This is a genomic window from Thiobacter subterraneus (genome assembly GCF_055379455.1).
The window spans coordinates 902194-924915 of record NZ_AP042402.1; the positions used below are offsets into that span (position 1 = coordinate 902194).

Below are 22722 nucleotides of genomic sequence, written 5' to 3' on the forward strand. Positions count from 1 at the left end.
TTCCCGAAATACGCTCAACGGCACGGCCCCGTCTCCCCTCTGTTTCCGCGTCCGCCGTGCCTGCGCGGCCGGATGCCCCCAGGAATCGGACTCAACTGTCAAGGAACCGCGAATGAAACTGGAAGACAAGAAACGCGTCCTGCGCGAAATGGTGCTGGCGCGCCGCTTCGAGGAGCGCTGCTACCAGGCCTACATGGAGCGCAAGATCGGCGGCTTTCTCCACCTCTATCCCGGTCAGGAAGCCTGCTGCATCGGCGTGATGGAAGCGGCGCGCCCCGGCTATGACTACGTGATCACCGGCTACCGCGACCACATCCATGCCATCAAGTGCGGCGCCGATCCCAAGGAAGTGATGGCCGAGCTCTACGGCAAGGAAACCGGGTCGAGCAAGGGCCGCGGCGGTTCCATGCACATCTTCGACGTCAAGCACCGCTTCATGGGCGGCTATGCGCTGGTGGGCGGGCCCTTTCCCCTGGCCGCCGGGCTGGGCAAGGGCATCCAGATGAAGGGCGGCGACGAGATCGCCATCTGCTTCCTGGGCGATGCCGCCAACAATCAGGGCACCTTCCACGAGACCATGAACATGGCGGCACTGTACAAGCTGCCGGTGCTGTTCGTGTGCGAAAACAACCACTACGGCATCGGCACCGCCATCGACCGTTCCACCGCCGTGGTGGACCAGTACAAGCGCGTATGCGGCTATGGCATCGAGTCCGCCCAGTGCGACGGCCAGGACGTGGAGGTCGTGTATGAACACGCCCGGCGCGCGGTGGATTACGTGCGCTCGCGCAAGGGGCCCTACTTCCTGGAACTCATCACCTACCGCTACCGCGGCCACTCCATGTCCGACTCCCGCTCCTACCGCACCCGCGAGGAAGAGGAGATGTGGAAGAAACGCGATCCCATCTTCATCCTGCGCGACCGGCTGATCGAGGCGGGCGCCCTGACCATGGAGGAATTCCAGAAGCTGGAAAAGGAAATCGACGACTACATCGAGAACGAGGTGGTCCGGTTTGCCGAGGAATCCCCGGAGCCGGACGTGAAGGATCTGGAAAAATACGTGCTGGCGGACCGGGAGACGCAACTGCCCTGGCTCACCGGCAAAGTCGCGTGAGGACGCAATCATGGCTGAGATGATGTATTGGGAGGCGATCCGCCGCGCCCACGACGAGGAAATGGCGCGCGATCCCATGGTGATCTGCCTGGGCGAGGACATCGGCGTGGCCGGGGGCACCTACAAGGCCACCAAGGGCCTCTATGAGAAATACGGTCCCCTGCGTGTGATCGACACGCCCATTTCGGAAAACGGGTTCACCGGCCTGGCCATCGGCGCGTCCTTCATCGGCGTGCGCCCCATCGTGGAGATCATGTCCGTGAACTTCGCCTGGCTCGCCATGGATCAGATCTTCAATACCGCCGCCAAGGTGCGCTACATGTCCGGCGGCCAGCTGTCCGCACCCATCGTGATCCGTTCCCCCGGCGGCACCGCCCATCAGCTCGGTGCCCAGCACTCGGCGCGCATGGAAAAGGTGTTCATGGGCGTGGCGGGCATCCGCGTGGTGACCCCCTCCAACCCGCGCCAGGCCTATGGCCTGCTCAAGTCTGCGGTGCGCTGTGACGACCCCGTGTTCATCAACGAGCACGAGCTCATGTACAACATGAAGGGCGAGGTGCCGGACCACGAATACTTCCACCCTCTGGAGGGCTCGGAAATCGCCCGCAGCGGCACCGACGTCACCCTGTTCGGCTACAACATTTCCGTGCACTGGTGCCTCAAGGCCGCGGAGATCCTGGACAAGCAATACGGCATAAGCGCCGAGGTGGTGGATCTCTATGCCCTCTCCCCCCTGGACCGGGAAGGCATTCGCCGCTCCGTGGCCAAGACGCACCGCGCGGTGATCGCCGAGGAAGATGAAGGGCCGGTGGGCGTGGGTGCCGAGATCATCGCCATCATCAACGAGGAATGCTTCTTCGATCTCGACGCCCCGCCGGTGCGCGTGCATTCCGCCAACGTGCCCCAGCCCTACAACCACAAGCTGGAGCAAGCCGCGATTCCCGATCATGAAGACGTGGTGAACGCGGTGCTGAAGCTGTTCGGAAAAGCCTAATCAAACGCAGGGACGCAGGGAAAGACCGGATCCTCTCTGCCCGCCCGGCGGCCCTGCGCCGGAAACCAAGGATCGAGAATGTCCTCACATTTCGTCATCACCATGCCCCAGCTCTCGGACACCATGACCGAGGGCGTGGTGGTCACCTGGGAAAAGAAACCGGGTGACCGCGTGGAGCGCGGCGACATCGTGGCCACGGTGGAGACCGACAAGGCCATCATGGACGTGGAGGTGTTCAAGGCCGGCTATCTGGCCGGCCCCCTCGCCGAGGTGGGTTCCACCGTGCCGGTGGGCGGGGTGCTCGGTTACATCACGGACACGCCCGGGGATCTCGCCATCGGCGCCGACGAAGTGGTGACCGAGCAGGCGCCTTCGGAAATGATCCCCCACCATGCCGGCACCGCCATCGTCATGCCCCAGCTTTCCGACACCATGACCGAAGGCGTGGTGGTCACCTGGGAAAAGAACATCGGCGATCCGGTCAAGCGCGGCGACATCGTGGCCACGGTGGAGACCGACAAGGCCATCATGGACGTGGAAGTGTTCCAGGAAGGCTACCTGTCCGGCCCCCTCGCCGACGTGGGCAGCACGGTGGAAGTGGGTCATCCCATGGGCTTCATCGTCAGCGACCCGTCCAAGGTGGTGGACACGGCGGTCACCATCACCGCCGACCACAAGGTGAAGGACGTGCACCACAAGGCGCCGGTGCCGCCCAAGCCCGCCGCACCTGCCGCTGCGCCGAAACCCGTCGTCACCGCCACCCCCAGCGTGAGCGCCGAGGCCAAACCCGTACCGCGCGTGCCGGGGCGCAAGGCGTCGCCCTATGCACGCAAGGTGGCGGGCGCCCTGGGTGTGGACATCAGCACCCTCGCCGGCAGCGGTCCGGAAGGCGTGATCGTCGCCGCCGATGTGCAGCGCGCCCGCCCCAGCATGGCGGAAGTGGCGCACAGCCTGCCCCAGGTGGACGTGCCGGGCCAGGGCCGCCCCATGACTTCCATGGAGAAGGCGGTGGCCCATGCCATGACGGCCTCGCTCACCCTGCCCACCTTCCACGCCACCATGAACATCGACACCACGCGCCTGATCGCCGCGGCCAAAGCCAAGGGCGTATCGGTGACCGTGGCCATCGCCAAGGCCTGCTCGGTGGCGATGCAAAACCATCCGCGCATGAACTGGGCCTACCAGCCCGTGGACAAGATCGTGGAGCGGCCCAACCACGACTTCGGCATCGCGGTGAAGAGCGACGACGGCGGCCTGGTGGTGCCCATCCTGGCGGGCATCGAGCGCAAAAGTCTGGAGGAGCTGCAGGCGGCGTGGAACGATCTCGTGCCGCGGGCGCGCATTCGCAAGCTCGCCCCCCGGGAGTTCGCCAATCCCACGTTCACCATCTCCAACATGGGGATGTTCGGCATCACCCACTTCACCGCCATTCCCACGCCGGGCATCGCGGCCATCCTGGCCATCGCCGCCGCGGGTCCCCAGGGCACGCCCTTCACCATCACCGCGGACCACCGGGTGCTCAACGGCGCCGACGTGGCCGCCTACCTGGTGGAGCTGAAGAAGATCATCGAACAGCCGGAAAGCTGGATGCACGCCGCCGGTGCGGAGGCGCCGCCCGCTTCGCCCATTCCCGAAGGCAACTGGGACACCCAGGTGCTGGTGATCGGCGGCGGCCCGGGTGGCGAGGATTGCGCGCGGGATCTGGCCGATCACGGCATCCAGGTGGTGATGGTCAACGATGCGCCCCTGCCGGGCGGCGAGTGCCTGTGGCGCGGCTGCATTCCCTCCAAGGCCTGGCGTCACGCCGCGGACTTGATCCGCGACCGGGCCCACGACGCGGCCAAGGGTGTGTCCGGCACGGATCGGCCCCGCCTGGTGTGGGAGACCCTGGAAGCCCACCGCAGGCAGGTGCTGCAGACCCGGGGCGAGCTGGCCCTCAAGACGGACAAAGGGGTGAAGATCGACGTGCGCCAGGGCTTCGCTCGTTTCGTGGATGCCCACACCGCGGAGATCACCCCGCCCCAGGGCGAACCCTACCGGCTGACCTTCGGCGCGGCGGTGATCGCCACCGGCGCCCCACCCTTCGTGCCGCCCATTCCCGGGGCCCAGGAGGGGCTGGCCAACGGCGGGGTGCTCACCTCGGACACCATCTGGAACCTGGAGAAACCGCTGACCCGTCTGGGCATCGTCGGCGGCGGCGTGATCGGTGTGGAAATGGCCCAGATCTGGAAGGATTTCGGCGCCGACGTCCTCATGCTGGAAGCGCGCGACCGTATCCTGGCCGAGGTCGAGGAGGAAATCGCCAAACAGCTCACCGCCATCCTGGTGAGCGAATTCCCGGTGGTCACCTCGGCCCGGATCACCGCCATCACCGGCGAACCCGGCGCCATGCGCATCCAGTACACCGACGGCGCGGGGGCAAGCCACGAATATGCCTGCGACTACGTGCTCATGGCCACCGGCAAGCGTCCCGACACCTCACGGCTGGGACTGGAGCGCGCCGGTGTGGAGTTCGACGGCGCCGCGATCCGGGTGGACGCCCGCTGCCGCACCAGCCAGCCCCACATCTATGCCGTGGGCGATGTCATCGGCGGCTACATGCTGGCTCATACCGCGGCCACCCAGGGACGGATCGCCGCCCACAACCTCACCGGCCATCCCGCGCAATACAACCCGGATCTGGACTGCGGTGTCACCTTCTCCCGTCCCCAGGCCGGCTTCGTGGGACTGTCCCTGGCGCAGGCCAGGGCCCGGGGCATCGATGCCGTGGAGGCCAAGATCCCCATCAACATCGACGCCAAGGCGATGATCAGCCTGGAAACCCACGGCATGATCAAGCTGGTGGCCGACAAGGCCACCCAGAAGATCATCGGCGTACATTTCCTGGCCGACCACACGGACACCCTGATCGGCGCGGCGGTGATGATGGTCTCGGGCGGCATGACCCTCATCCAGGTGGCGAACGCCATCTTCCCCCACCCGACACAAACCGAGCTGTTCGGCGAGCTGGCGCGGCGGCTGCTGGCGCGGCTGCGGCGCACGGCCAAGGCAAAAGCCTGATCGCCCGGGAACACGGCAGGCATGCCCTGCCGTTTTGGGTCGTCCCGACACGCCGCAAAAAGGGCGCCGGTGTGGCGATGCCACTGCAGGCTGCATCGCGCGGCCCTTGTTTTTTCTGCGCCCGCACCCACCTTCGGGCCACTCCGGTGACGGGGTAGAATAGCGCCCCGGGGCCGCGTCTGCGGCCCCCACCGTTTTCTTCTTCCGAGGTAACCCCAGCATGGCCCAATACGTCATGTCCATGCTCCACGTGAGCAAGACCGTGCCGCCCAAGCGGCAGATCATCAAGGACATCTCCCTGTCCTTCTTCCCGGGCGCCAAGATCGGGCTTTTGGGCCTCAACGGCGCCGGCAAGTCCACCGTGCTGCGCATCATGGCCGGCGTGGACAAGGAATACGAAGGCGAGGTGCAGTGGCAGCCCGGCATCTCCATCGGCTACCTGCCCCAGGAACCCCAGCTCGATCCGGAAAAGACCGTGCGCGAGGAAGTGGAGGCCGGACTCGGCCCGGTGCTGGAGGCGCGGCGCAAGCTCGATGAAATCTACGCCGCCTATGCCGAGCCGGATGCGGACTTCGAGAAACTGGCGGAGGAGCAGGCGAAATACGAGGCGATTCTCGCCGCCGCGGGGTCGGATCTGGAAAACCAGCTGGAAATTGCCGCGGACGCCCTGCGCCTGCCCCCCTGGGAGGCGAAGATTGCCCATCTGTCCGGCGGCGAGAAGCGGCGGGTGGCCCTGTGCAAGCTGCTGCTCTCCAAGCCGGACATGCTGCTTTTGGATGAGCCCACCAACCACCTGGACGCGGAATCGGTGGAATGGCTGGAGCAATATCTGACGCGCTTCCCCGGCACCGTGGTGGCGGTGACCCACGACCGCTATTTCCTCGACAACGCCGCCGAGTGGATCCTGGAACTGGACCGTGGCCAGGGCATTCCCTGGAAGGGCAATTACTCGTCCTGGCTGGAACAGAAGGAACAGCGCCTGGAGCAGGAGCAGAAACAGATCGACGCCCACATGAAGGCCATGAAGCAGGAGCTGGAATGGGTGCGCAGCAACCCCAAGGCGCGTCAGGCCAAATCCAAGGCACGCCTCGCCCGCTTCAACGAGCTCGCTTCGGTGGAATACCAGCGCCGCAACGAGACCCAGGAAATCTTCATTCCCGTGGGAGATCGTCTGGGCGACCAGGTGATCGAGTTCCGCAACGTGAGCAAGGGTTATGGGGACCGCCTGCTCATCGACAATCTTTCGTTCACCGTGCCCCCCGGTGCCATCGTCGGCATCATCGGCCCCAACGGCGCCGGCAAGTCCACCCTGTTCCGCATGATCCTGGGCAAGGAAAAACCGGACGCGGGCGAGATCATCATCGGCCCGACAGTGAAGATCGCCGCCGTGGACCAGACCCGCGAGGGGCTGGAGAACGACAAGACCGTGTTCGAGGCCATCTCCGGCGGCTCGGACGTGATCACGGTGGGCAAATACCAGACGCCGGCGCGCGCCTACCTCGGCCGCTTCAACTTCAAGGGGGCGGATCAGCAGAAGATCGTGGGCAACCTCTCCGGGGGCGAGCGGGGACGCCTGCACCTGGCCAAGACCCTGATTGCGGGCGGCAACGTGCTGCTCCTGGACGAGCCCTCCAATGATCTGGACGTGGAAACCCTGCGTGCCCTGGAGGATGCCCTGCTCGAGTTCGCCGGCTCGGTGCTGGTGATTTCCCACGACCGCTGGTTCCTGGACCGCATCGCCACCCACATCCTCGCCTGCGAGGGCGATTCCCAGTGGGTGTTCTTCGACGGCAACTACCACGAATACGAGGCGGACAAGAAGCGGCGCCTGGGCGAGGAAGGCGCGCGGCCCAAGCGCATCCGCTACAAACCCCTGACCCGCTGACGCCCCGGGTCGTGCTGAGTTACCGCCACGCCTTCCATGCGGGCAACCACGCAGACGTGCTCAAACACGTCGTGCTGGTGCAGATCCTGCGCCATCTCGCGCGCAAGGACACCCCCTTCTGGGTGATCGACACCCACGCCGGGGCGGGCCTCTATGCCCTGGACCGCGAACCCGCGGCGCGCCTGGCGGAATACCGGGACGGCATCGGCCGGCTGTGGGCGCCGGCCCGCCTGCCGGCCGCCGTCGCCGACTACGTGGAACTGGTGCGCGCCGCCAATCCGCAGGGCACGCTGCGCACCTATCCCGGCTCCCCGTGGCTCACCCGCCAGCTGCTGCGGCCCCGGGACCGCCTCTACCTGTTCGAGCTGCACGGCACGGACGCCGCCCTGCTCAGGGAACACTTTCGTAACGGGGGCCGCCAGGTGACGATCACCGCCGGTGACGGTTTCACCGGCATGAAGGCGCTGCTGCCGCCCCCGCCGCGCCGTGGCCTGGTGCTGATGGATCCCGCCTATGAACGGCGCGAGGAATACGCGCGCGTGGTCGAGGCCCTGCGTGACGGCCTGAAGCGTTTCGCCACCGGCACCTACGCCATCTGGTATCCCCGCTTGGCCCGGGTGGAGGCCCAGCGCCTGCCCCAGCGGCTCAAGGCCGCGGCCCAGGACCGTCCCTGGCTGCATGCCAGCCTCAGCGTGTGCGCGCCCCCTCCCGACGGACTGGGCCTCTACGGCAGCGGCATGTTCGTGGTCAATCCACCCTGGACGCTGCACGACACACTCGCCGAGTGTTTGCCTTGGCTGGCAGAGGCCATGGCACAGGATGCCGCGTCGGGTTACAGTCTCGAGCAGGAGGCGTCATGAATCGCGAAGACAACCCTTCGGTGGCCTTCTTCGAGCGCCAGTTTCGGCAGCAGACGCAGACGGGGGACTACGCCCTCAATCCCTTCGAGCAGGCCGTGCTGCCTTACCTGTTCGGCGAGGTGCTGGACCTCGGCTGCGGGCTGGGCAATCTCAGTCTGGCGGCAGCGCGGCGCGGCTGCCGTGTGCGCGCCCTGGATGCCAGCCCCACGGCGGTGGCCGACCTTGCCCGGCGCGCGGCCCAGGAAGGTCTGCCCATCGAGGTGGCCCAGGCCGACCTGCGTGGCTGGCACGACGAGCGCCGCTATGACTGCGTAGTGTGCATCGGCCTGCTCATGTTCTTCGCGCCCAACGAGGCGCGCGCGGGGCTTGCGGCGATCCGGGAGGCCGTGCGCCCGGGCGGCATCGCGGCGGTGAATGTCCTGATCGAGGGCACCACCTTCATGGACATGTTCGATCCCCGGGCCCACTACCTGTTCGGTGAAACGGAGGTGGAGGCGGCCTTTCCGGCCTGGCGCCTGGAATATGCACGCACGGAAGATTTTCCCGCGCCCGGGGACACGCTCAAGCGCTTCCGCACCGCGGTGATGCGCCGGCCGGCGGGGTGAAGACGTTCAGGAAGCCTGGGGAGGCTGGCAGCCCCCTGCCTCGTCCTTGCGCAGGGTGCTCTGGAGATAGCAGGTGAGGGCGCTGGAGCCCGCGGCGAACAGCCAGAACACGAAGAAAGCCACGCTGTAAGCTGCGAGCCGGTTGTCGAACAGCGGTTCACCGCCGTAGCTCAGTTCCAGGGGATCGAAGCTGGAGAACAGCACGCCATCCATGGCGATGGCGACCAGAAATGAAGGCCACAGAACCCACATCAGGCGCTTGAGCATGGCAGTCCCCTCCCGTTTTTTGGCCTATTGTACCGGCGCCAGCTGGGCAGTGGCCTCGCCGGGCCCGATCTCCCCGGAGAGGCGCCAGTGCCGGCCTGCGTCCTCCAGCACCAGCTTCCACTTGCCGCCCGCAAGCCCGCGGCACGCACCCTGGTACAGACCTCCCCCCTGGCTCACCAGGGTCACGGTCTGATCCCGCCCCGCGCGCGTGGGATGCAGCACGCGCAGCACCAACTGCTCCGGCCAGGCGTCCGGATGGCCGGACAGCCGTAACGTCACCGTCTCACCACTGAACCGGGCCACGCCGGACAAACCCGCGGCCGCCGCCACCTGGCCCCGCGCCAGCACCCGGTTGATGGCCAGCCCCTGCTTGTAGTAGTCGTCCTCCACCACCCCGTCGTCGCTTTGGGCGGCGATCCTGAAGGTGATGAAACCGGCTACCACCGCGGTGGCCGGAAACAGCATGAGGAACCAGGGCCAGAATTCGCGATACCAGGGGCGCGGCGGTTTTTCCATGGTAAGCACTAGCGGGCGAAGAAGGTGGATTTCTGGCTGCGGGCGATGCGGGCATCCTCCTGCGCCTCCAGGCGGAACGCCAGCCGCGTGGTGCGACCGGGCACGGCGGCAGGATCGGCCTTCACCCGCACCGACACCAGGCGCGAAGCCAGCCCCGGCACCGTCAGGGGTACCGCATCCACCTCCACGGTCGCCCCCGGGATGCCGTCCACCGTGAGCCGGTAGGTGTGATCCCGGTCGTCCATGTTGATCACGTTGAGGCGGTAGCTGTTCTCCACCAGCCCCTCCACGGTTTCCCGCACCAGGGCATTGCGGTCGCGGATCACGTCGAACTGCAGAGGGATGCGCAGGGTGAGCGCGCCCAGCCAGAGGCCGATGACGGTGAGCAAAAGCACGCCATAGACGATGACCCGCGGGCGGAACACGTGCCGGGCGATCTCCCTGTCGTCGTACTTGTGCTTCATCACGTTCTCGGTGGAGTAACGGATGAGCCCGCGCGGATAACCCATCTTGTCCATCACCTGATTGCAGGCGTCGATGCAAGCACCGCAACCGATGCACTCGTACTGCAGACCATTGCGGATGTCGATGCCGGTGGGACAGACCTGCACGCAGATACCACAGTCCACGCAGTCGCCCAGCCCCTTGGCGCGGGGGTCTTCGCCCTTGCGGCGCGGGCCGCGCGGTTCGCCGCGGGTCGCGTCATAGGTGATGATCAGTGTGTCCGGATCGAACATGACGCCCTGGAAGCGCGCATAGGGGCACATGTATTTGCACACCTGCTCGCGCATGAAGCCGGCATTGCCGTAGGTGGCAAAGCCGTAGAAAAAGATCCAGAAGGTCTCCCACGGCCCCAGGTCGAAATGCAGGAGCTCCAGCCCCAAGGTCTTGATGGGCGTGAAATAGCCGACGAAGGTGAAACCGGTCCAGAACGCCACTGCGATCCAGGCCGCGTGCTTGGCGAACTTGATGGCGAACTTGCGCGCCGACATGGGCTGCTGGTCCAGCTTCATGCGCTTGGGCCGGTCACCCTCGATCACGCGCTCGATCCAGAGGAAGATTTCCGTATAGACCGTCTGGGGACAGGCATAGCCGCACCAGAGGCGCCCGGCCACCGCAGTGAACAGGAACAGCGACAAGGCGGCGATCACCAGCAGCCCCGTGAGGAAAATGAAATCCTGGGGCCACAGCACCAGGCCGAAGATGTAAAACTTGCGGTTGACCAGATCGAACAGGACCGCCTGACGCCCATCCCAGTTGAGCCAGGGCAGGCCGTAATAGATCGCCTGGGTGAGAAACACCGCCGCCCAGCGCAGGTTGGCGAACAGACCCGTGACGGCGCGCGGATAGATCTTCTGGCGCACCGCGTAGAGCGCCTGTTCCATTTCCTGTTTGGTTGCGGTATCGGCTGTGGTCTGGGTCACACGCTTTCCTTCGCAAAAAAGCCGCGGCGTGAAGCTTGCGCCGCGGCTTTATTATGGTCCCGCCAGTCAGTGTTTGGACAGTCCGTACACGTAGGCCGCGAGCAGATGGATCTTGGCCGGGGACAACTTGTCCTTCTGAGCCGGCATCTGGCCGCTGCGGCCCTTGGTGATGGTCTCGATGATGGCCGCCTCACTGCCGCCATAGAGCCACACGTTGTCGGTCAGGTTGGGCGCACCGATGGCCTGGTTGCCCTTGCCATCCGGTCCATGGCAGGCGGCGCAGACGGCGAACTTCTCCTTGCCTGCCGCGGCCAGCGTGGCATCGTGGGGCCGGCCGGACAGGGAGAGCACATAGTTGGCCACCTCCTTCGCCCCCTGTTCGCCCCCCACCGCCGCGATCATGGGCGGCATCATGCCGTTGCGGCCCTCGGTGATGGTGGTCTCGATGGTTTTGGGATCCCCGCCGTAGAGCCAGTCGTTGTCGGTGAGGTCAGGGAACCCGCGCGCGCCCCGTGCATCGGAACCATGACACTGGGAGCAGTAGGTGAGGAACAGCCGTTGCCCCATCTGGCGCGCCTCCGGATCGGCCGCCACTACCTGCAGATCCTGCTGCAGGTACTTGTTGAAGATGGGGCCGTAGGTCGCCTCGGCCCGGGCCATTTCCTCCTCGTACTGGCCCCGCGAGGACCAGTTGCCCATCCCGTTGAACACGCCCAGGCCGGGATAGTAGGCGAGATAACCCAGGGCGAAGATCACCGTGAGATAGAACAGCCAGGCCCACCAGCGTGGCAGCGGGTTGTTGTATTCGGCCAGGTCCTCATCCCACACATGACCCGTGGTGGCCGCCTTTTCCCCCGGGGCGAGCCGCCGGATGCTCATGGCCTTGAGGAAGACCGCGCAGCCGATCACGCTCACCAGGGTGATGACGGCGATGTAGGGTCCCCAAAATCCACTGATGAAGTCTGCCATTTTCGTTCTCCTCGCTTCTTAGCGGCGTACCGCCGGGCGGTTTTGCACGAACTCGTCTTCCTCGTCGAACACCAGACGGGCGGCCTCGTCGAAGGCGGCCTTCCTGCGGCTGCTCCAGGCCCACAGGACGATGCCCACGAAGGTCAACAGGGAGACGACGGTCATGAGGCTGCGCAGATCGTTGATGTCCATGGCGCTCACCTCGAGGTCTTGAGGGCGGTGCCCAGGCTCTGCAGATAGGCGATCAGGGCATCCTCCTCGGTCTTGCCCGCCACCGCCTCCTTGGCGCCGGCAATGTCCGCGTCGGTATAGGGCACGCCCACCAGCCGGAGGCCCCGCATGTGGCGCGCGATGGCATCCCCGTCCACCATGGCGTTCTGCAGCCAGGGATAGGCCGGCATGTTGGATTCCGGAACCACGTCACGGGGCATGCGCAGGTGCGCCCGGTGCCAGTCGTCGGAGTAGCGTCCGCCCACCCGCGCCAGATCGGGTCCGGTGCGCTTGGACCCCCACTGGAAGGGATGGTCATAGACGAACTCCCCCGCCACCGAGTAATGCCCATAGCGTTCCGTCTCGGCGCGGAAGGGCCGGATCATCTGCGAATGGCAGACATAGCAGCCCTCGCGCTGATAGACATCGCGCCCGGCCAGCTGCAGCGCGGTATAGGGCTTGAGCCCCGCCACCGGCTCGGTGGTGGATTTCTGGAAGAAGAGCGGAACGATTTCCACCAGTCCACCCACGCTCACCACCAGCAGGATGAGCACCATCATGATGCCGATATTTTTTTCGATGACTTCGTGTGCCGTACTCATGTCAGTCTCCTTCCTGCATCAGGCGTGGGCCGGCGCCGGGATGGGCGCATCCACGGCTTTCTGGCCGGCGATGGTCTTGACCACGTTGTAGGCCATGATCAGCATGCCGGCGAAGAACAGCACCCCGCCCAGCAGACGGATCATGTAGTAGGGATACATGGCCTTCACCACCTCGGCGAAGCTGTACTTGAGCGTGCCGTCCACATTGAAGTCACGCCACATCAGGCCCTGCATCACGCCCGCGATCCACATGGCGGCGATGTAGAGCACGACACCGATGGTGGCGACCCAGAAATGCACGGTGATGAGGCGCGTGCTGTACATCTCGGTGCGCCCAAACAGGCGCGGGATCAGGTAGTAGAGCGAGCCGATGGAGACCATGGCCACCCAGCCCAGGGCCCCGCTGTGGACGTGCCCGATGGTCCAGTCGGTGTAGTGGGACAGGGCATTCACCGTCTTGATGGACATCATCGGCCCTTCGAAGGTGGACATGCCATAGAAGGACAGCGAGGTGATCAGGAACTTGAGGATGGGATCGGTACGCAGCTTGTGCCAGGCGCCCGACAGGGTCATGATGCCGTTGATCATGCCGCCCCAGGAAGGCGCCAGCAGGATCAACGAAAACAGCATGCCCAGGCTTTGCGCCCAGTCCGGCAGCGCCGTGTAGTGCAGGTGGTGCGGACCCGCCCACATGTAGGTGAAGATCAGGGCCCAGAAGTGCACCACCGACAGGCGGTAGGAATAGACCGGCCGCTGCGCCTGCTTGGGCACGAAGTAATACATCATTCCCAGGAAGCCGGCGGTGAGGAAGAACCCCACCGCATTGTGGCCGTACCACCACTGGATCATCGCGTCCTGCACGCCGGCATAGGCCGAGTAGGATTTCATCGGCCCCACCGGGATCTCGATGTTGTTGACGATGTGCAGCAGCGCGATGGTGATGATGAAGGCGCCGAAGAACCAGTTGGCCACGTAGATGTGGGGCGTGCGGCGTTTGGCAATGGTGCCGAAGAAGACGATGGCGTAGGCCACCCAGACCACCGCGATCAGGATGTCGATGGGCCACTCCAGTTCCGCATACTCCTTGGACGTGGTGTAGCCCAGAGGCAGGGTGATCGCCGCCAGCACGATGACGAGCTGCCAGCCCCAGAAGGTGAATGCGGCGAGACCATCCGAGAACAGGCGCACATGGCAGGTGCGCTGCACCACGTAGTAGGACGTGGCGAACAGGGCGGAGCCGCCGAAGGCGAAGATGACCGCATTGGTGTGCAACGGTCGCAGCCGCCCGTAACTCAACCAGGGGATGCCATAAGTCATGTCCGGCCAGATCAGCTGGGCGGCGATGAAGACCCCCACCAGCATGCCGACGATGCCCCACACCACCGTCATCAGGGCGAACTGCCGGACCACCTTGTAGTTGTATGTGGCTTCCATGCGCACCTCTCCTTTTGTTGTCAGGTCATACCGTGCAGGCGGCGGTGAGCCACCGCCTGCACGCTGTCACCTGTTCAGCGGCCAGCCGGCGGCGTGGCCTGGGGCGGCGTGTCGTCGTCCATCACCACGCGATAGGCCGGCCCCTCCAGATCCTCGAACTGGCCTGCCTTGACCGCCCACCAGAAGGTGACGCCCACCAGCAACACGAGGACCAGACTCAGGGGGATCAGCAGGTAAAGGGTTTCCACGACCGCTTCCTATCGGGATATTCGTATCTTCTTTTCGACAATGTTAGGCAATGCGACCGATTGTCGCAAGTCCCTTTTGTCTATAGCACCGTTTTTGCCCGAGTAAGCCAGTCGGGATTTGCACCGCTAGAATGGGGCCATGATTCCCTGGCTCGACCCGGACACGCCCTTCCCGCCGGTCAGCGCGGCGCTGCGCGACCCCAACGGCCTGCTCGCGGCCGGCGCCGATCTCAGCCCCGGACGGCTGCTCGACGCCTACGCCCGCGGTATCTTCCCCTGGTTCAATCCGGGCGAACCCATCCTCTGGTGGAGCCCCGACCCACGCATGGTCCTGTTCCCGGATGAATTGCGTGTGACACGGTCTCTGGCCAAGGTGCTGCGCAACCGGCCCTACGAGATCCGCTTTGACACGGCCTTCACCCGGGTGATGGAGGCCTGTGCCGCGCCGCGTCCGGGCCAGACCGGCAGCTGGATCGGCCCCGCCATGATCGAGGCCTACACGCGGCTGCATCACCTGGGCTATGCCCATTCGGTGGAGACCTGGATCGACGGTGAACTGGCGGGCGGTCTCTACGGCGTGGCCATGGGCGGCATGTTCTATGGCGAATCCATGTTTTACCGGGTGCGCGACGCCTCCAAGATCGCCCTCGTGCATCTCGTCCTGCAACTGAAACACTGGGGTTTCGGTCTCATCGACTGCCAGATGAAGACGGCGCATCTGGCCTCCCTGGGCGCGCGCGAGATCCCCCGTGCCGAGTTCCTGCGGCTGGTGCGCAAGCTGATAGAATCTCCCCATCGCCCCGGCCCCTGGCGGCCGGACCTCACCTGGAAGGATGCTGTCGGCCGGTCCGATGCTGAATGATTTTCCCGCCCACAAGCTCCAGTTCTATCTGACCTCGCCCTATCCCTGCAGCTATCTCGCGGGCCGGGTGGCGCGGTCCCAGGTGGCCACTCCCAGCCAGCTCATCACCACGCCCCTCTACAGCCGGCTCATCCATCTCGGCTTCCGCCGCAGCGGCACCTATGTGTATCGGCCCCTGTGTGACCGTTGTCGCGCCTGCGTGCCGGTGCGGGTGCGCGCCGCGGAATTCACACCCAACCGCGCCCAGCGCAGGGCCGCGGCGCGGCACGGCGGTCTCGCCGTGAGTGTGGGTCCCCTGCGTTACGAGGACGAGCATTTCGCCCTCTACCGCCGCTACCAGGCCCGGCGCCATCCCGGCGGAGGCATGGATCACGACGACAGTCACCAGTACCGCCAGTTTTTGCTGGAAAGCGGTGTCACCACCACCCTCGTGGAATTCCGGGAACAGGGGGTACTGCGCATGGTGAGCATCGTGGACGAGCTGGAGGACGGCCTGTCAGCGGTCTACACGTTCTACGATCCGGACGTTCCCCGGGCGAGCTTCGGCACCTACAACATCCTGTGGCAAATCGGGGCCTGCCGGCAGCGCGGTCTGCCCTATCTCTACCTGGGCTACTGGATCGCCCACAGCGACAAGATGGCCTACAAGATCCGCTTCCGGCCCCTGGAGGGGCTGGTGGACGGCTCCTGGCGCCTGCTGGAGCCGTGATGTCGCTGCGGCTTGCCGCGGCGTGGCTCGCCGCGACACTGCTGACTCTGGGCTGCGCCATGCAGCCTGCGCGCCCGCCGGTTTCCTTCGCGGTGCTGGAGGAGGAGCCCCGGGTGCGCTTCGAGCCGGGCGCCGAAGCCCATGCCCGCCAGGTGGCAGCGCTCCTGCCCCAGGCCGTGGCGCAGGTGGAGGAAGCGCACTACCTGCCCTTCGCCGACGGGGTCACGGTGCACGTCTGTGGCACCGAAACCTGTTTCGATGCCCACGTCACCAGCCGCAACGTGAGCGGCGCCACCGTGCCGGACAACCGGGTCTTCCTTGCGCCGCGCCTGTTCGACCGGGAAACCCAGCGGCTGCCCATGATCCTCACCCACGAGCTGTCCCATCTGCACCTGGGCCAGCGTCTCGGCCACTACACCCACGAGGTGCCGGTGTGGTTCCACGAGGGACTGGCTGCCCTGGCCTCGGGAGGCGGCGGCGCAGACTACGCCACTGAGGAGGAGGCGCGTGCGGCGCTGGCGGCCGGACGCGCCTTTTCGCCCGCGACCCTGGATACCCCCGAGCACCGTCACCGGCCGGAGGACTGGGGACTTTCGCCCTACCTTTTCTACCGCCAGGCCATGATGTTCCTGCAACACCTGAAAGCCGAGAGCGAGGCGCGCTTCCGCGACTTCCTGTTGCGGGTGCAGGCGCGCGAGAATTTTGCCGAGGCCTTCAGCCGCACCTACAATAGGTCCCTGATCGAGGCCGGGCAGCGCTTCCTCGAAGCCGTGGCACCGGTCGCGGCGGCGCCCGCCCGGCCCGCCGACTGAAAACCGGGAGCGTTCCACCCCATGCAGCAGTATCTCGACCTCATGCGCCACGTGCTCGAGCACGGGCATCGAAAGAGCGACCGCACCGGCACCGGCACCCTGTCCGTGTTCGGCTACCAGATGCGCTTCGATCTCGCCCGCGGCTTTCCTTTGGTGACCACCAAGAAGGTGCACCTGCGCTCCATCATCCACGAGCTCCTGTGGTTCCTGAAGGGCGACACCAACATCAGGTATCTCCACGAAAACGGCGTCACCATCTGGGACGAGTGGGCGGACGAAAACGGCGATCTCGGGCCCATCTACGGCTACCAGTGGCGCTCCTGGCCCACGGCGGATGGTCGCCACATCGACCAGATCAGCCAGGTGATCCAGGAGATCCGCAGCCATCCGGATTCGCGCCGCCTCATCGTCTCCGCCTGGAACGTGGGCGAGCTGGACAAGATGCGTCTGCCGCCCTGCCATACCCTGTTCCAGTTCTATGTGGCGGATAAGCGCCTGTCCTGCCAGCTCTACCAGCGCAGTGCCGACATCTTCCTCGGGGTGCCCTTCAACATTGCCTCCTATGCCCTGCTCACCATGATGGTGGCCCAGGTCTGCGGGCTCGCGCCGGGGGAATTCGTGCACACCCTGGGTGATGCCCACCTCTACCTCAACCACCTCAGCCAGGCCCGGGAGCAACTGTCGCGCACGCCGCGGCCCCTGCCCACCATGAAGCTCAACCCCGCGGTAAAGGACATCTTTGCCTTCCGTTACGAGGACTTCACCCTCGAGGGCTACGACCCCCATCCGCCCATCAAGGCACCGGTCGCCGTCTGAGTGCGGCAGGAGCGAACCCCATGTCCAGCCAGAAGCCCCGTGTCTCCATCATCGCCGCCATGGCCGCCAACCGTGTCATCGGTCAGGGCAACCGGCTGCCGTGGCATCTGCCGGAAGACCTGCAGCACTTCAAGGCCCTCACCATGGGCCATCACATCGTCATGGGGCGCAAAACCTATGACTCCATCGGCAGGCCCCTGCCCGGCCGCACCACGGTCATCGTCACGCGCCGGCCCGACTACACGGCGCCCGACTGCATCGCCGTCAATTCCATCGACGCCGCCCTGAGTGTCTGCCACGGCGACCCGGAGGTGTTCTTCGTGGGCGGGGCGGAGATCTATGCCCAGGCGCTGCCCATCGCCGACCGCCTCTATCTCACGGAAATCAAGCGCGACTTTCCCGGCGATGCGCATTTCCCGCCCTTCGATGCGGGACAATGGCAGGAAGTGTCCCGGGAGCGTCACGTCAAGGAAAACGGCGAACCCTTCGAGTATCATTTCGTGGTCTATGACCGCAAGCGCTGACCCGGCGCACGACCCCGGAATGAACCCATAACGAAAGGAGACATCATGCTGTTCCGACTGCGCGTGTTGATCGCCGCCTCCCTGTTGCTCTTCGTCCAGGTGGCCGCCGCCGGCCAGACCGAACTCACCTGGTACGGGCACGCCGCCTTCAAACTGAAAACGCCCACCGGCAAGATCCTGCTCATCGATCCCTGGCTCACCAATCCTGCCAACAAGAACGGCAAGGAGGATCTCGCCAGGCTGGACAAGGTGGACCTGATCCTGGTCACCCACGGTCATTTCGACCATGTGGGCAACAGCGTGGAAATCGCCAAGAAGACGGGCGCCCGGCTGGTCTCCACCTTCGACCTGGGACGCGCCCTGGTGCAGTATGGCGGCTACCCCAAGGACCAGATGGGCTTCGACACCCAGGGCAACTTCGGCGGGACCCTCACCCTGCTCGACGGGGAAGTGAAGATCACCTTCATTCCCGCCGTACACAGCTCCACGGTGATGGCACCCGAGGGCAGCGCCGACAAGGACATCCACGACGGCGGCCATCCGGGCGGCTTCCTCATCGCCGTCCGCGGCGGCCCGACCTTCTACCACACCGGGGATACCGACGTGTTCTCCGACATGGCCCTGATCAGCCGCTTCGCCAGGGTGGATGTGATGCTCGCCTGCATCGGCGGCCACTTCACCATGGACCCGGAACGCGCCGCGCACGCCGTGCGGCTGGTGGGACCGAAGACCGTGATCCCCATGCACTTCGGCACCTTCCCCGTGCTCGCCGGCACGCCCGAACGGCTGGCCACGGTGCTTAGGAGCCAGGGCTCCCGGGCCCGGGTGCAAGTCATGACGCCGGGCCAGACGCTGGCCTTCTGAACCGGTGCGCCTCGCCCCCTGGCTGCTTGGCCGACTGCTGGCACAGCGGGCCTGGTGGGGCAACACCGGCCTCCTGGCGCTGGACGTCGCCGCCCTGGGGCTGGCCCATGACGCGGGCGGGCGTCCCGCCTGGCTCGCCGGCCTGGCCTTCGTGTCCGCCAGCGGCCTCGCTGCCTGGGCAGGCAACCTGCGGCGGGCCCGTCTGATCGACGACGTCCCCACCTCGCGCATCGCCTCCGCCGCCCAGGGCTACGTGGAACTGCGGGGGCTGGCGCGCCAGTTCCCGGATCACCTGCTGCCCGCGCGCCTGAGCCAGACACCTTGTGTCTGGTACCGCTACCAGATCGAGACGCGCGATGCCGGCGGCAACTGGCGGGTGGAGGAATACGGCGAGGCGGACGACACCTTTCTGCTCGAGGACGATTCCGGACGATGCATCATCGACCCGGAGGGCGCGGAGATCCTCACTTCGCGGCGCCGCAGCTGGACCGAATCGGACCAGCGCTACACGGAATGGCTGCTGCTGCCGGGGGACACCCTCTACGCCATCGGCGAGTTTTCCACCCTCGCCCATCCCGCCTCCCCCGCCGATCTGAAAGCCGACGTGGGCGCCCTGCTCGCGGACTGGAAACGCGATCCGACCGCCTTGAGGCGGCGCTTCGATGCCAACGGTGACGGGGAAATCGATCTGACGGAATGGGAGGCGGCGCGCGCCGCAGCGCGCCGGGAAGTGGAGGTGCGGGAACAGGCGCGTCTGGCGGCCGGGCCCCTGCACCTCCTGCGCAAGCCGCGGGATGGACGACCGTTCCTGCTCTCCAACCTGGAACCGCAACGGCTGGGGCGGCGCTACCGGCGCTGGGCCTTTGCCCATCTGGCGGTGTTTCTGGCCGCCTGCGCGGGCCTGGCGGGCTACCTCTGACTGCCTGAGCCGAACAGCTGGCGGAGATCCACGTCCTGCTTTTCGGCGCTGGCGAACTGCAAAAGCTCGGCAGGCCCGAAACCGAACAGCCGGGCCACGATCACGTCCGGGAACTGTTCGATACGCACGTTGTTGACGTTGACGCTCTCGTTGTAGAACTCGCGCCGGTCGGCGATGGCATTCTCCAGCTCCGTGATGCGGGCCTGGAGATGCCGGAAGGCCTCGTTGCCCTTGAGCTCGGGATAGGCCTCCGCCACGGCGAACAGGTGTGCCAAGCCGCTGCGCAGATCCCCCTCCGCCTGGCCCAGGGCCCCCACGTCGTGGGCTTCCCGTGCGGCCGACACCCGCGCCCGCGCCTGCATCACCCGTTCCAGCGTCTCCTGCTCGTATTTCATGTACTGGCGGCAGGTCTCCACCAGCTTGGGCAGCTCGTCGTGGCGCTGCTTGAGCAGCACGTCGATGTTGGCCCAGGCCTTGGCGACGTTGTGCTTGAGCTGCACCAGCCCGTTGTAGACCAGGACGGCATAGAGCGCCGCCGCCGCGGCCAGCCCCAGCATCACGTATCCCAGCATGCCTTCCTCCCTGTCCTGCGCCCCGAGCGGGACGCCGCGGGCCATGGTAACCGCGCCCGCCGGGCCGGACAAGCGGCGCAGGGGAAGGCCCTGCCGGGACGGGAGAGGCTTTATTCCTGCATCTCGCGCAGCAGGGCGTCGATCTCGGCTTCCGCCTCCAGCCAGTCCTGCAGCGCGCTGCCGCCCACGAACCCGCGGCGTTCCGCGCGGAAATAGGCTGCGTCGCAGATCATGCGGTAGCGCTGCTCGGGGGTGACCACCCCCAGCTTGGCCGCCTGGGGCGCAGGCGTCTGGGCCGGCACCGCTTCCCCGTTGCCCTTGCCCCGGGCGGCACGCGCGGGCGTCTTGCGGGCGGTCTCGTGAGCGGCCGCCTTGGAACGGGACGAAGAGGCGGTTTTTGCGGGGGATTTGGCCGGCGCCGGGGCGGAAGACTTCACCGGGGACTTGGCCCCGGCAGCCGTCTTGCCCTTGGCAGTCTTGCCGGACTTGGTTGCGGCAGTGGAAGGCGTCGCGGCCGCAGCCTTCGCTGCGGGGGTGGTCTTGCCAGGGGACTGAGCCATCGGAATACCTCCAGTCAAGAGCGTACTAAAGTCCGGACTATAGCACGATCCCATGACGTTAACATGAACGTTTCGGGGATGCGCGCGGTTCGAGTTGCAAGAGACGTGCCATGGGGCGCACGCCCCGGGCACCCCGCGCACACCCGCGTTGGACAGGCGCAAGCGGCGAAGGTGCCGCACACGGGCACCGCCGTGGGTCACGGCCACCAGGGACGCGCCGCAACGGTGCGGGCGGGACGGTCACCCCCGGGACGCGAGAGGTCAGGATGCGCGGGTCAGATCATTGGGCGATGCGCAGATGCCTGGGACCGTCTTCTCTGTCCCTCCCCCGGGGCGAAGGGAACAGGCGACGGCAGGCCATCGGCAGGGCCAACGGGTGGTGTCCGGCCTCGCCACAAAGGGCGACAGCGCCTACAGCGTGCCGCCCACGGTGAGGCCGTCGATGCGCAGGGTGGGCTGGCCCACCCCCACCGGGACACTCTGGCCTTCCTTGCCACAGGTGCCCACGCCCGGGTCGAGCTGGAGATCGTTGCCGATCATGGAAACGCGGGTGAGCACGTCGGGGCCGTTGCCGATCAGGGTGGCGCCCTTCACCGGGTAGGTGATGCGTCCATCCTCGATCATGTAGGCCTCGGCGGCGGAAAAGACGAACTTGCCGCTGGTGATGTCCACCTGGCCGCCGCCGAAATTGACGGCATAGAGGCCGTGTTTCACGGAGCGGATGATTTCCTCCGGGTCCTTGTCGCCCGCCAGCATGTAGGTATTGGTCATGCGTGGCATGGGAATGTGGGCGAAGGACTCGCGGCGCCCGTTGCCGGTGACCGGCATGCCCATGAGGCGCGCGTTGAGGCTGTCCTGCATGTAGCCCTTGAGGATGCCGTTTTCGATGAGCACGGTGCACTCGGTGGGGTTGCCCTCGTCGTCCACGTTGAGGGAACCGCGCCGGCGGGCCAGCGTGCCGTCGTCCACCACCGTGACGCCGGGGGCGGCCACGCGCTCGCCGATGCGGTTTGCAAAGGCGGAGCTGCCCTTGCGGTTGAAGTCGCCCTCCAAGCCGTGGCCCACGGCCTCGTGCAGGAGAATGCCCGGCCAGCCCGGCCCCAGCACCACGGTCATGGTGCCGGCGGGCGCGGGACGCGCCTCCAGGTTGGTGACGGCCTGGTGTACCGCCTGGCGCGCGTAGCCTTCCAGCACCTCGTCGGTGAAATAGCCGTAGTCGAAGCGTCCGCCGCCGCCGGCACTGCCCTGCTCGCGCCGGCCGTTGGCCTCGGCGATGACCTGCAGCGACAGCCGCACCAGGGGCCGCACGTCCGCCGCCAGCAGGCCGTCGGAACGGGCGATCAGCACCACCTCGTATTCCCCCGCGAGGCTGGCGATCACCTGGGTGATGCGGGGGTCGCAGGCCTTGGCCATGCGCTCCAGCTTTTCCAAGAGAGCCACCTTGCGCGCGTCCGTGAGGCTGGCGATGGGATCCTCGGGCAAATAGAGGGCCGGCCGCGCCAGCCGCGACCCGTGCCCCAGGGCCGGCACGTGTACCCGCGCCTGGGCCCCGGCGCGGGCGATGGCGCGGGTGGCGGCCGCAGCCCGCTCCAGCGCCTCGAGATTGATGTCGTCGCTGTAGGCGAAGGCCGTCTTGTCCCCGTGCACCGCCCGCACACCCACGCCCTGATCGATGCTGAAGCTGCCCGCCTTGACCTTGCCCTCTTCCAGCTGCCAGCCCTCGCTGCGGCTGTACTGGAAGTAGAGATCGGCGAAATCCACGCCCCGCTGCAGGATGCCGTCCAACACCGTCTGCAGCGCGCCCCGCTCCACGCCGAAGGGCGCCAGAAGGCTTGCCTCCGCCGTGCCGAGCAGGGTTTCCTGGGGAATCACTTGGGTCGGTGTGGTCATTGGGTC

Annotated in this window: 24 protein-coding genes; 13 read left to right on the forward strand and 11 right to left on the reverse strand. The window is 66.3% G+C overall.

Features of this window, described 5'->3' with window-relative positions; all coding sequences use genetic code 11:
* The first annotated feature begins 112 nt into the window (after positions 1–112).
* The 6 genes from pdhA (at position 113) to ACZ42P_RS04605 (ending at position 8518) form a co-directional block, all read left to right on the forward strand.
* Positions 113–1114, forward strand: coding sequence for a pyruvate dehydrogenase (acetyl-transferring) E1 component subunit alpha (gene pdhA / locus ACZ42P_RS04580; protein WP_464898909.1), 1002 nt, complete (start codon positions 113–115; stop codon positions 1112–1114).
* 10 nt (positions 1115–1124) lie between these two features.
* The gene (locus ACZ42P_RS04585; protein ID WP_464898910.1) at positions 1125–2108 is read left to right on the forward strand and encodes an alpha-ketoacid dehydrogenase subunit beta; all 984 of its coding nucleotides are present in this window, start codon (positions 1125–1127) and stop codon (positions 2106–2108) included.
* 78 nt (positions 2109–2186) lie between these two features.
* Positions 2187–5168, forward strand: a complete 2982-nt coding sequence (locus ACZ42P_RS04590; RefSeq protein WP_464898911.1) for an FAD-dependent oxidoreductase — start codon at positions 2187–2189, stop codon at positions 5166–5168.
* A gap of 220 nt (positions 5169–5388) precedes the next feature.
* Positions 5389–7053, forward strand: coding sequence for an energy-dependent translational throttle protein EttA (gene ettA / locus ACZ42P_RS04595; protein WP_464898912.1), 1665 nt, complete (start codon positions 5389–5391; stop codon positions 7051–7053).
* 11 nt (positions 7054–7064) lie between these two features.
* Positions 7065–7913, forward strand: coding sequence for a 23S rRNA (adenine(2030)-N(6))-methyltransferase RlmJ (locus ACZ42P_RS04600; protein WP_464898913.1), 849 nt, complete (start codon positions 7065–7067; stop codon positions 7911–7913).
* Positions 7910–8518, forward strand: coding sequence for a class I SAM-dependent methyltransferase (locus ACZ42P_RS04605; protein ID WP_464898914.1), 609 nt, complete (start codon positions 7910–7912; stop codon positions 8516–8518). Before ACZ42P_RS04600 ends, ACZ42P_RS04605 begins: the two co-directional genes overlap by 4 nt.
* Positions 8519–8524: 6 nt before the next feature.
* On the opposite strand, the gene ACZ42P_RS04610 is transcribed toward ACZ42P_RS04605, so the two are convergent.
* The 8 genes from ACZ42P_RS04610 to ccoS all read right to left on the reverse strand — a co-directional run bounded on the left by ACZ42P_RS04610 (position 8525) and on the right by ccoS (position 14188).
* The gene (locus ACZ42P_RS04610) at positions 8525–8785 is read right to left on the reverse strand and encodes a hypothetical protein (RefSeq protein WP_464898915.1); all 261 of its coding nucleotides are present in this window, start codon (positions 8783–8785) and stop codon (positions 8525–8527) included.
* 24 nt (positions 8786–8809) lie between these two features.
* Entirely contained in the window at positions 8810–9301 is a 492-nt protein-coding gene (locus tag ACZ42P_RS04615) for a FixH family protein (RefSeq protein WP_464898916.1), read from the reverse strand.
* 8 nt (positions 9302–9309) lie between these two features.
* Entirely contained in the window at positions 9310–10686 is a 1377-nt protein-coding gene (ccoG, locus tag ACZ42P_RS04620) for a cytochrome c oxidase accessory protein CcoG (RefSeq protein ID WP_464899366.1), read from the reverse strand.
* Positions 10687–10791: 105 nt separating this feature from the next.
* Positions 10792–11694, reverse strand: coding sequence for a cytochrome-c oxidase, cbb3-type subunit III (ccoP, locus tag ACZ42P_RS04625; protein ID WP_464898917.1), 903 nt, complete (start codon positions 11692–11694; stop codon positions 10792–10794).
* A gap of 18 nt (positions 11695–11712) precedes the next feature.
* The gene (locus ACZ42P_RS04630; protein ID WP_464898918.1) at positions 11713–11886 is read right to left on the reverse strand and encodes a cbb3-type cytochrome oxidase subunit 3; all 174 of its coding nucleotides are present in this window, start codon (positions 11884–11886) and stop codon (positions 11713–11715) included.
* Between the two features lie 5 nt (positions 11887–11891).
* Positions 11892–12506, reverse strand: coding sequence for a cytochrome-c oxidase, cbb3-type subunit II (ccoO, locus tag ACZ42P_RS04635; protein ID WP_464898919.1), 615 nt, complete (start codon positions 12504–12506; stop codon positions 11892–11894).
* An 18-nt stretch (positions 12507–12524) separates the two neighbouring features.
* Positions 12525–13940 (reverse strand): cytochrome-c oxidase, cbb3-type subunit I, encoded by a 1416-nt coding sequence (ccoN, locus tag ACZ42P_RS04640; RefSeq protein WP_464898920.1) that lies wholly within the window; start codon positions 13938–13940, stop codon positions 12525–12527.
* Between the two features lie 74 nt (positions 13941–14014).
* Positions 14015–14188, reverse strand: coding sequence for a cbb3-type cytochrome oxidase assembly protein CcoS (gene ccoS, locus ACZ42P_RS04645; protein WP_464898921.1), 174 nt, complete (start codon positions 14186–14188; stop codon positions 14015–14017).
* A gap of 139 nt (positions 14189–14327) precedes the next feature.
* Between ccoS and aat the strand changes: the two genes are divergently transcribed.
* Genes aat through ACZ42P_RS04680 form a run of 7 tightly spaced genes read left to right on the forward strand, consistent with a single transcriptional unit; the run spans position 14328 to position 19694 of the window.
* Positions 14328–15050: a leucyl/phenylalanyl-tRNA--protein transferase gene (gene aat, locus ACZ42P_RS04650; RefSeq protein ID WP_464898922.1), complete on the forward strand. Its 723-nt coding sequence runs from the start codon at positions 14328–14330 to the stop codon at positions 15048–15050.
* Entirely contained in the window at positions 15040–15759 is a 720-nt protein-coding gene (locus tag ACZ42P_RS04655; RefSeq protein WP_464898923.1) for an arginyltransferase, read from the forward strand. Before aat ends, ACZ42P_RS04655 begins: the two co-directional genes overlap by 11 nt.
* Positions 15759–16571: a hypothetical protein gene (locus tag ACZ42P_RS04660; protein ID WP_464898924.1), complete on the forward strand. Its 813-nt coding sequence runs from the start codon at positions 15759–15761 to the stop codon at positions 16569–16571. The genes ACZ42P_RS04655 and ACZ42P_RS04660 overlap by 1 nt, the downstream gene beginning before the upstream one ends.
* A 21-nt stretch (positions 16572–16592) precedes the next feature.
* Complete coding sequence (locus ACZ42P_RS04665; protein ID WP_464898925.1) at positions 16593–17387, forward strand: thymidylate synthase; 795 nt, start codon at positions 16593–16595, stop codon at positions 17385–17387.
* A gap of 20 nt (positions 17388–17407) precedes the next feature.
* Positions 17408–17911 carry a dihydrofolate reductase gene (locus tag ACZ42P_RS04670; RefSeq protein WP_464898926.1) on the forward strand — a complete coding sequence of 168 codons (504 nt, stop codon included), beginning with the start codon at positions 17408–17410 and terminating at the stop codon, positions 17909–17911.
* A gap of 45 nt (positions 17912–17956) precedes the next feature.
* The gene (locus ACZ42P_RS04675; RefSeq protein WP_464898927.1) at positions 17957–18775 is read left to right on the forward strand and encodes a metal-dependent hydrolase; all 819 of its coding nucleotides are present in this window, start codon (positions 17957–17959) and stop codon (positions 18773–18775) included.
* A 4-nt stretch (positions 18776–18779) separates the two neighbouring features.
* A complete protein-coding gene (locus ACZ42P_RS04680; RefSeq protein ID WP_464898928.1) occupies positions 18780–19694 on the forward strand; it encodes a GIDE domain-containing protein in 915 nt (304 codons plus the stop codon).
* Here ACZ42P_RS04680 and ACZ42P_RS04685 read toward each other — a convergent pair.
* The 3 genes from ACZ42P_RS04685 to tldD form a co-directional block, all read right to left on the reverse strand.
* Positions 19685–20311, reverse strand: a complete 627-nt coding sequence (locus ACZ42P_RS04685; protein ID WP_464898929.1) for a LemA family protein — start codon at positions 20309–20311, stop codon at positions 19685–19687. The two genes, ACZ42P_RS04680 and ACZ42P_RS04685, sit on opposite strands and share 10 nt — an antisense overlap.
* Positions 20312–20376: 65 nt before the next feature.
* Positions 20377–20826: a DUF2934 domain-containing protein gene (locus ACZ42P_RS04690; protein WP_464898930.1), complete on the reverse strand. Its 450-nt coding sequence runs from the start codon at positions 20824–20826 to the stop codon at positions 20377–20379.
* 411 nt (positions 20827–21237) lie between these two features.
* Positions 21238–22716 carry a metalloprotease TldD gene (tldD, locus tag ACZ42P_RS04695; protein ID WP_464898931.1) on the reverse strand — a complete coding sequence of 493 codons (1479 nt, stop codon included), beginning with the start codon at positions 22714–22716 and terminating at the stop codon, positions 21238–21240.
* Positions 22717–22722 lie beyond the last annotated feature (6 nt).

Excerpts from the sequence above, each read along its gene's own strand:
- pdhA (WP_464898909.1), top strand. The coding sequence starts at position 113 with ATGAAACTGGAAGACAAGAAACGCGTCCTGCGCGAAATGGTGCTGGCG.
- ACZ42P_RS04585 (WP_464898910.1), top strand. The coding sequence starts at position 1,125 with ATGGCTGAGATGATGTATTGGGAGGCGATCCGCCGCGCCCACGACGAG.
- ACZ42P_RS04590 (WP_464898911.1), top strand. The coding sequence starts at position 2,187 with ATGTCCTCACATTTCGTCATCACCATGCCCCAGCTCTCGGACACCATG.
- ettA (WP_464898912.1), top strand. The coding sequence starts at position 5,389 with ATGGCCCAATACGTCATGTCCATGCTCCACGTGAGCAAGACCGTGCCG.
- ACZ42P_RS04605 (WP_464898914.1), top strand. The coding sequence starts at position 7,910 with ATGAATCGCGAAGACAACCCTTCGGTGGCCTTCTTCGAGCGCCAGTTT.
- ACZ42P_RS04610 (WP_464898915.1), bottom strand. The coding sequence starts at position 8,785 with ATGCTCAAGCGCCTGATGTGGGTTCTGTGGCCTTCATTTCTGGTCGCC.
- ACZ42P_RS04615 (WP_464898916.1), bottom strand. The coding sequence starts at position 9,301 with ATGGAAAAACCGCCGCGCCCCTGGTATCGCGAATTCTGGCCCTGGTTC.
- ccoG (WP_464899366.1), bottom strand. The coding sequence starts at position 10,686 with ATGGAACAGGCGCTCTACGCGGTGCGCCAGAAGATCTATCCGCGCGCC.
- ccoP (WP_464898917.1), bottom strand. The coding sequence starts at position 11,694 with ATGGCAGACTTCATCAGTGGATTTTGGGGACCCTACATCGCCGTCATC.
- ACZ42P_RS04630 (WP_464898918.1), bottom strand. The coding sequence starts at position 11,886 with ATGGACATCAACGATCTGCGCAGCCTCATGACCGTCGTCTCCCTGTTG.
- ccoO (WP_464898919.1), bottom strand. The coding sequence starts at position 12,506 with ATGAGTACGGCACACGAAGTCATCGAAAAAAATATCGGCATCATGATG.
- ccoN (WP_464898920.1), bottom strand. The coding sequence starts at position 13,940 with ATGGAAGCCACATACAACTACAAGGTGGTCCGGCAGTTCGCCCTGATG.
- aat (WP_464898922.1), top strand. The coding sequence starts at position 14,328 with ATGATTCCCTGGCTCGACCCGGACACGCCCTTCCCGCCGGTCAGCGCG.
- ACZ42P_RS04655 (WP_464898923.1), top strand. The coding sequence starts at position 15,040 with ATGCTGAATGATTTTCCCGCCCACAAGCTCCAGTTCTATCTGACCTCG.
- ACZ42P_RS04660 (WP_464898924.1), top strand. The coding sequence starts at position 15,759 with ATGTCGCTGCGGCTTGCCGCGGCGTGGCTCGCCGCGACACTGCTGACT.
- ACZ42P_RS04665 (WP_464898925.1), top strand. The coding sequence starts at position 16,593 with ATGCAGCAGTATCTCGACCTCATGCGCCACGTGCTCGAGCACGGGCAT.
- ACZ42P_RS04670 (WP_464898926.1), top strand. The coding sequence starts at position 17,408 with ATGTCCAGCCAGAAGCCCCGTGTCTCCATCATCGCCGCCATGGCCGCC.
- ACZ42P_RS04675 (WP_464898927.1), top strand. The coding sequence starts at position 17,957 with ATGCTGTTCCGACTGCGCGTGTTGATCGCCGCCTCCCTGTTGCTCTTC.
- ACZ42P_RS04685 (WP_464898929.1), bottom strand. The coding sequence starts at position 20,311 with ATGGCCCGCGGCGTCCCGCTCGGGGCGCAGGACAGGGAGGAAGGCATG.
- ACZ42P_RS04690 (WP_464898930.1), bottom strand. The coding sequence starts at position 20,826 with ATGGCTCAGTCCCCTGGCAAGACCACCCCCGCAGCGAAGGCTGCGGCC.
- tldD (WP_464898931.1), bottom strand. The coding sequence starts at position 22,716 with ATGACCACACCGACCCAAGTGATTCCCCAGGAAACCCTGCTCGGCACG.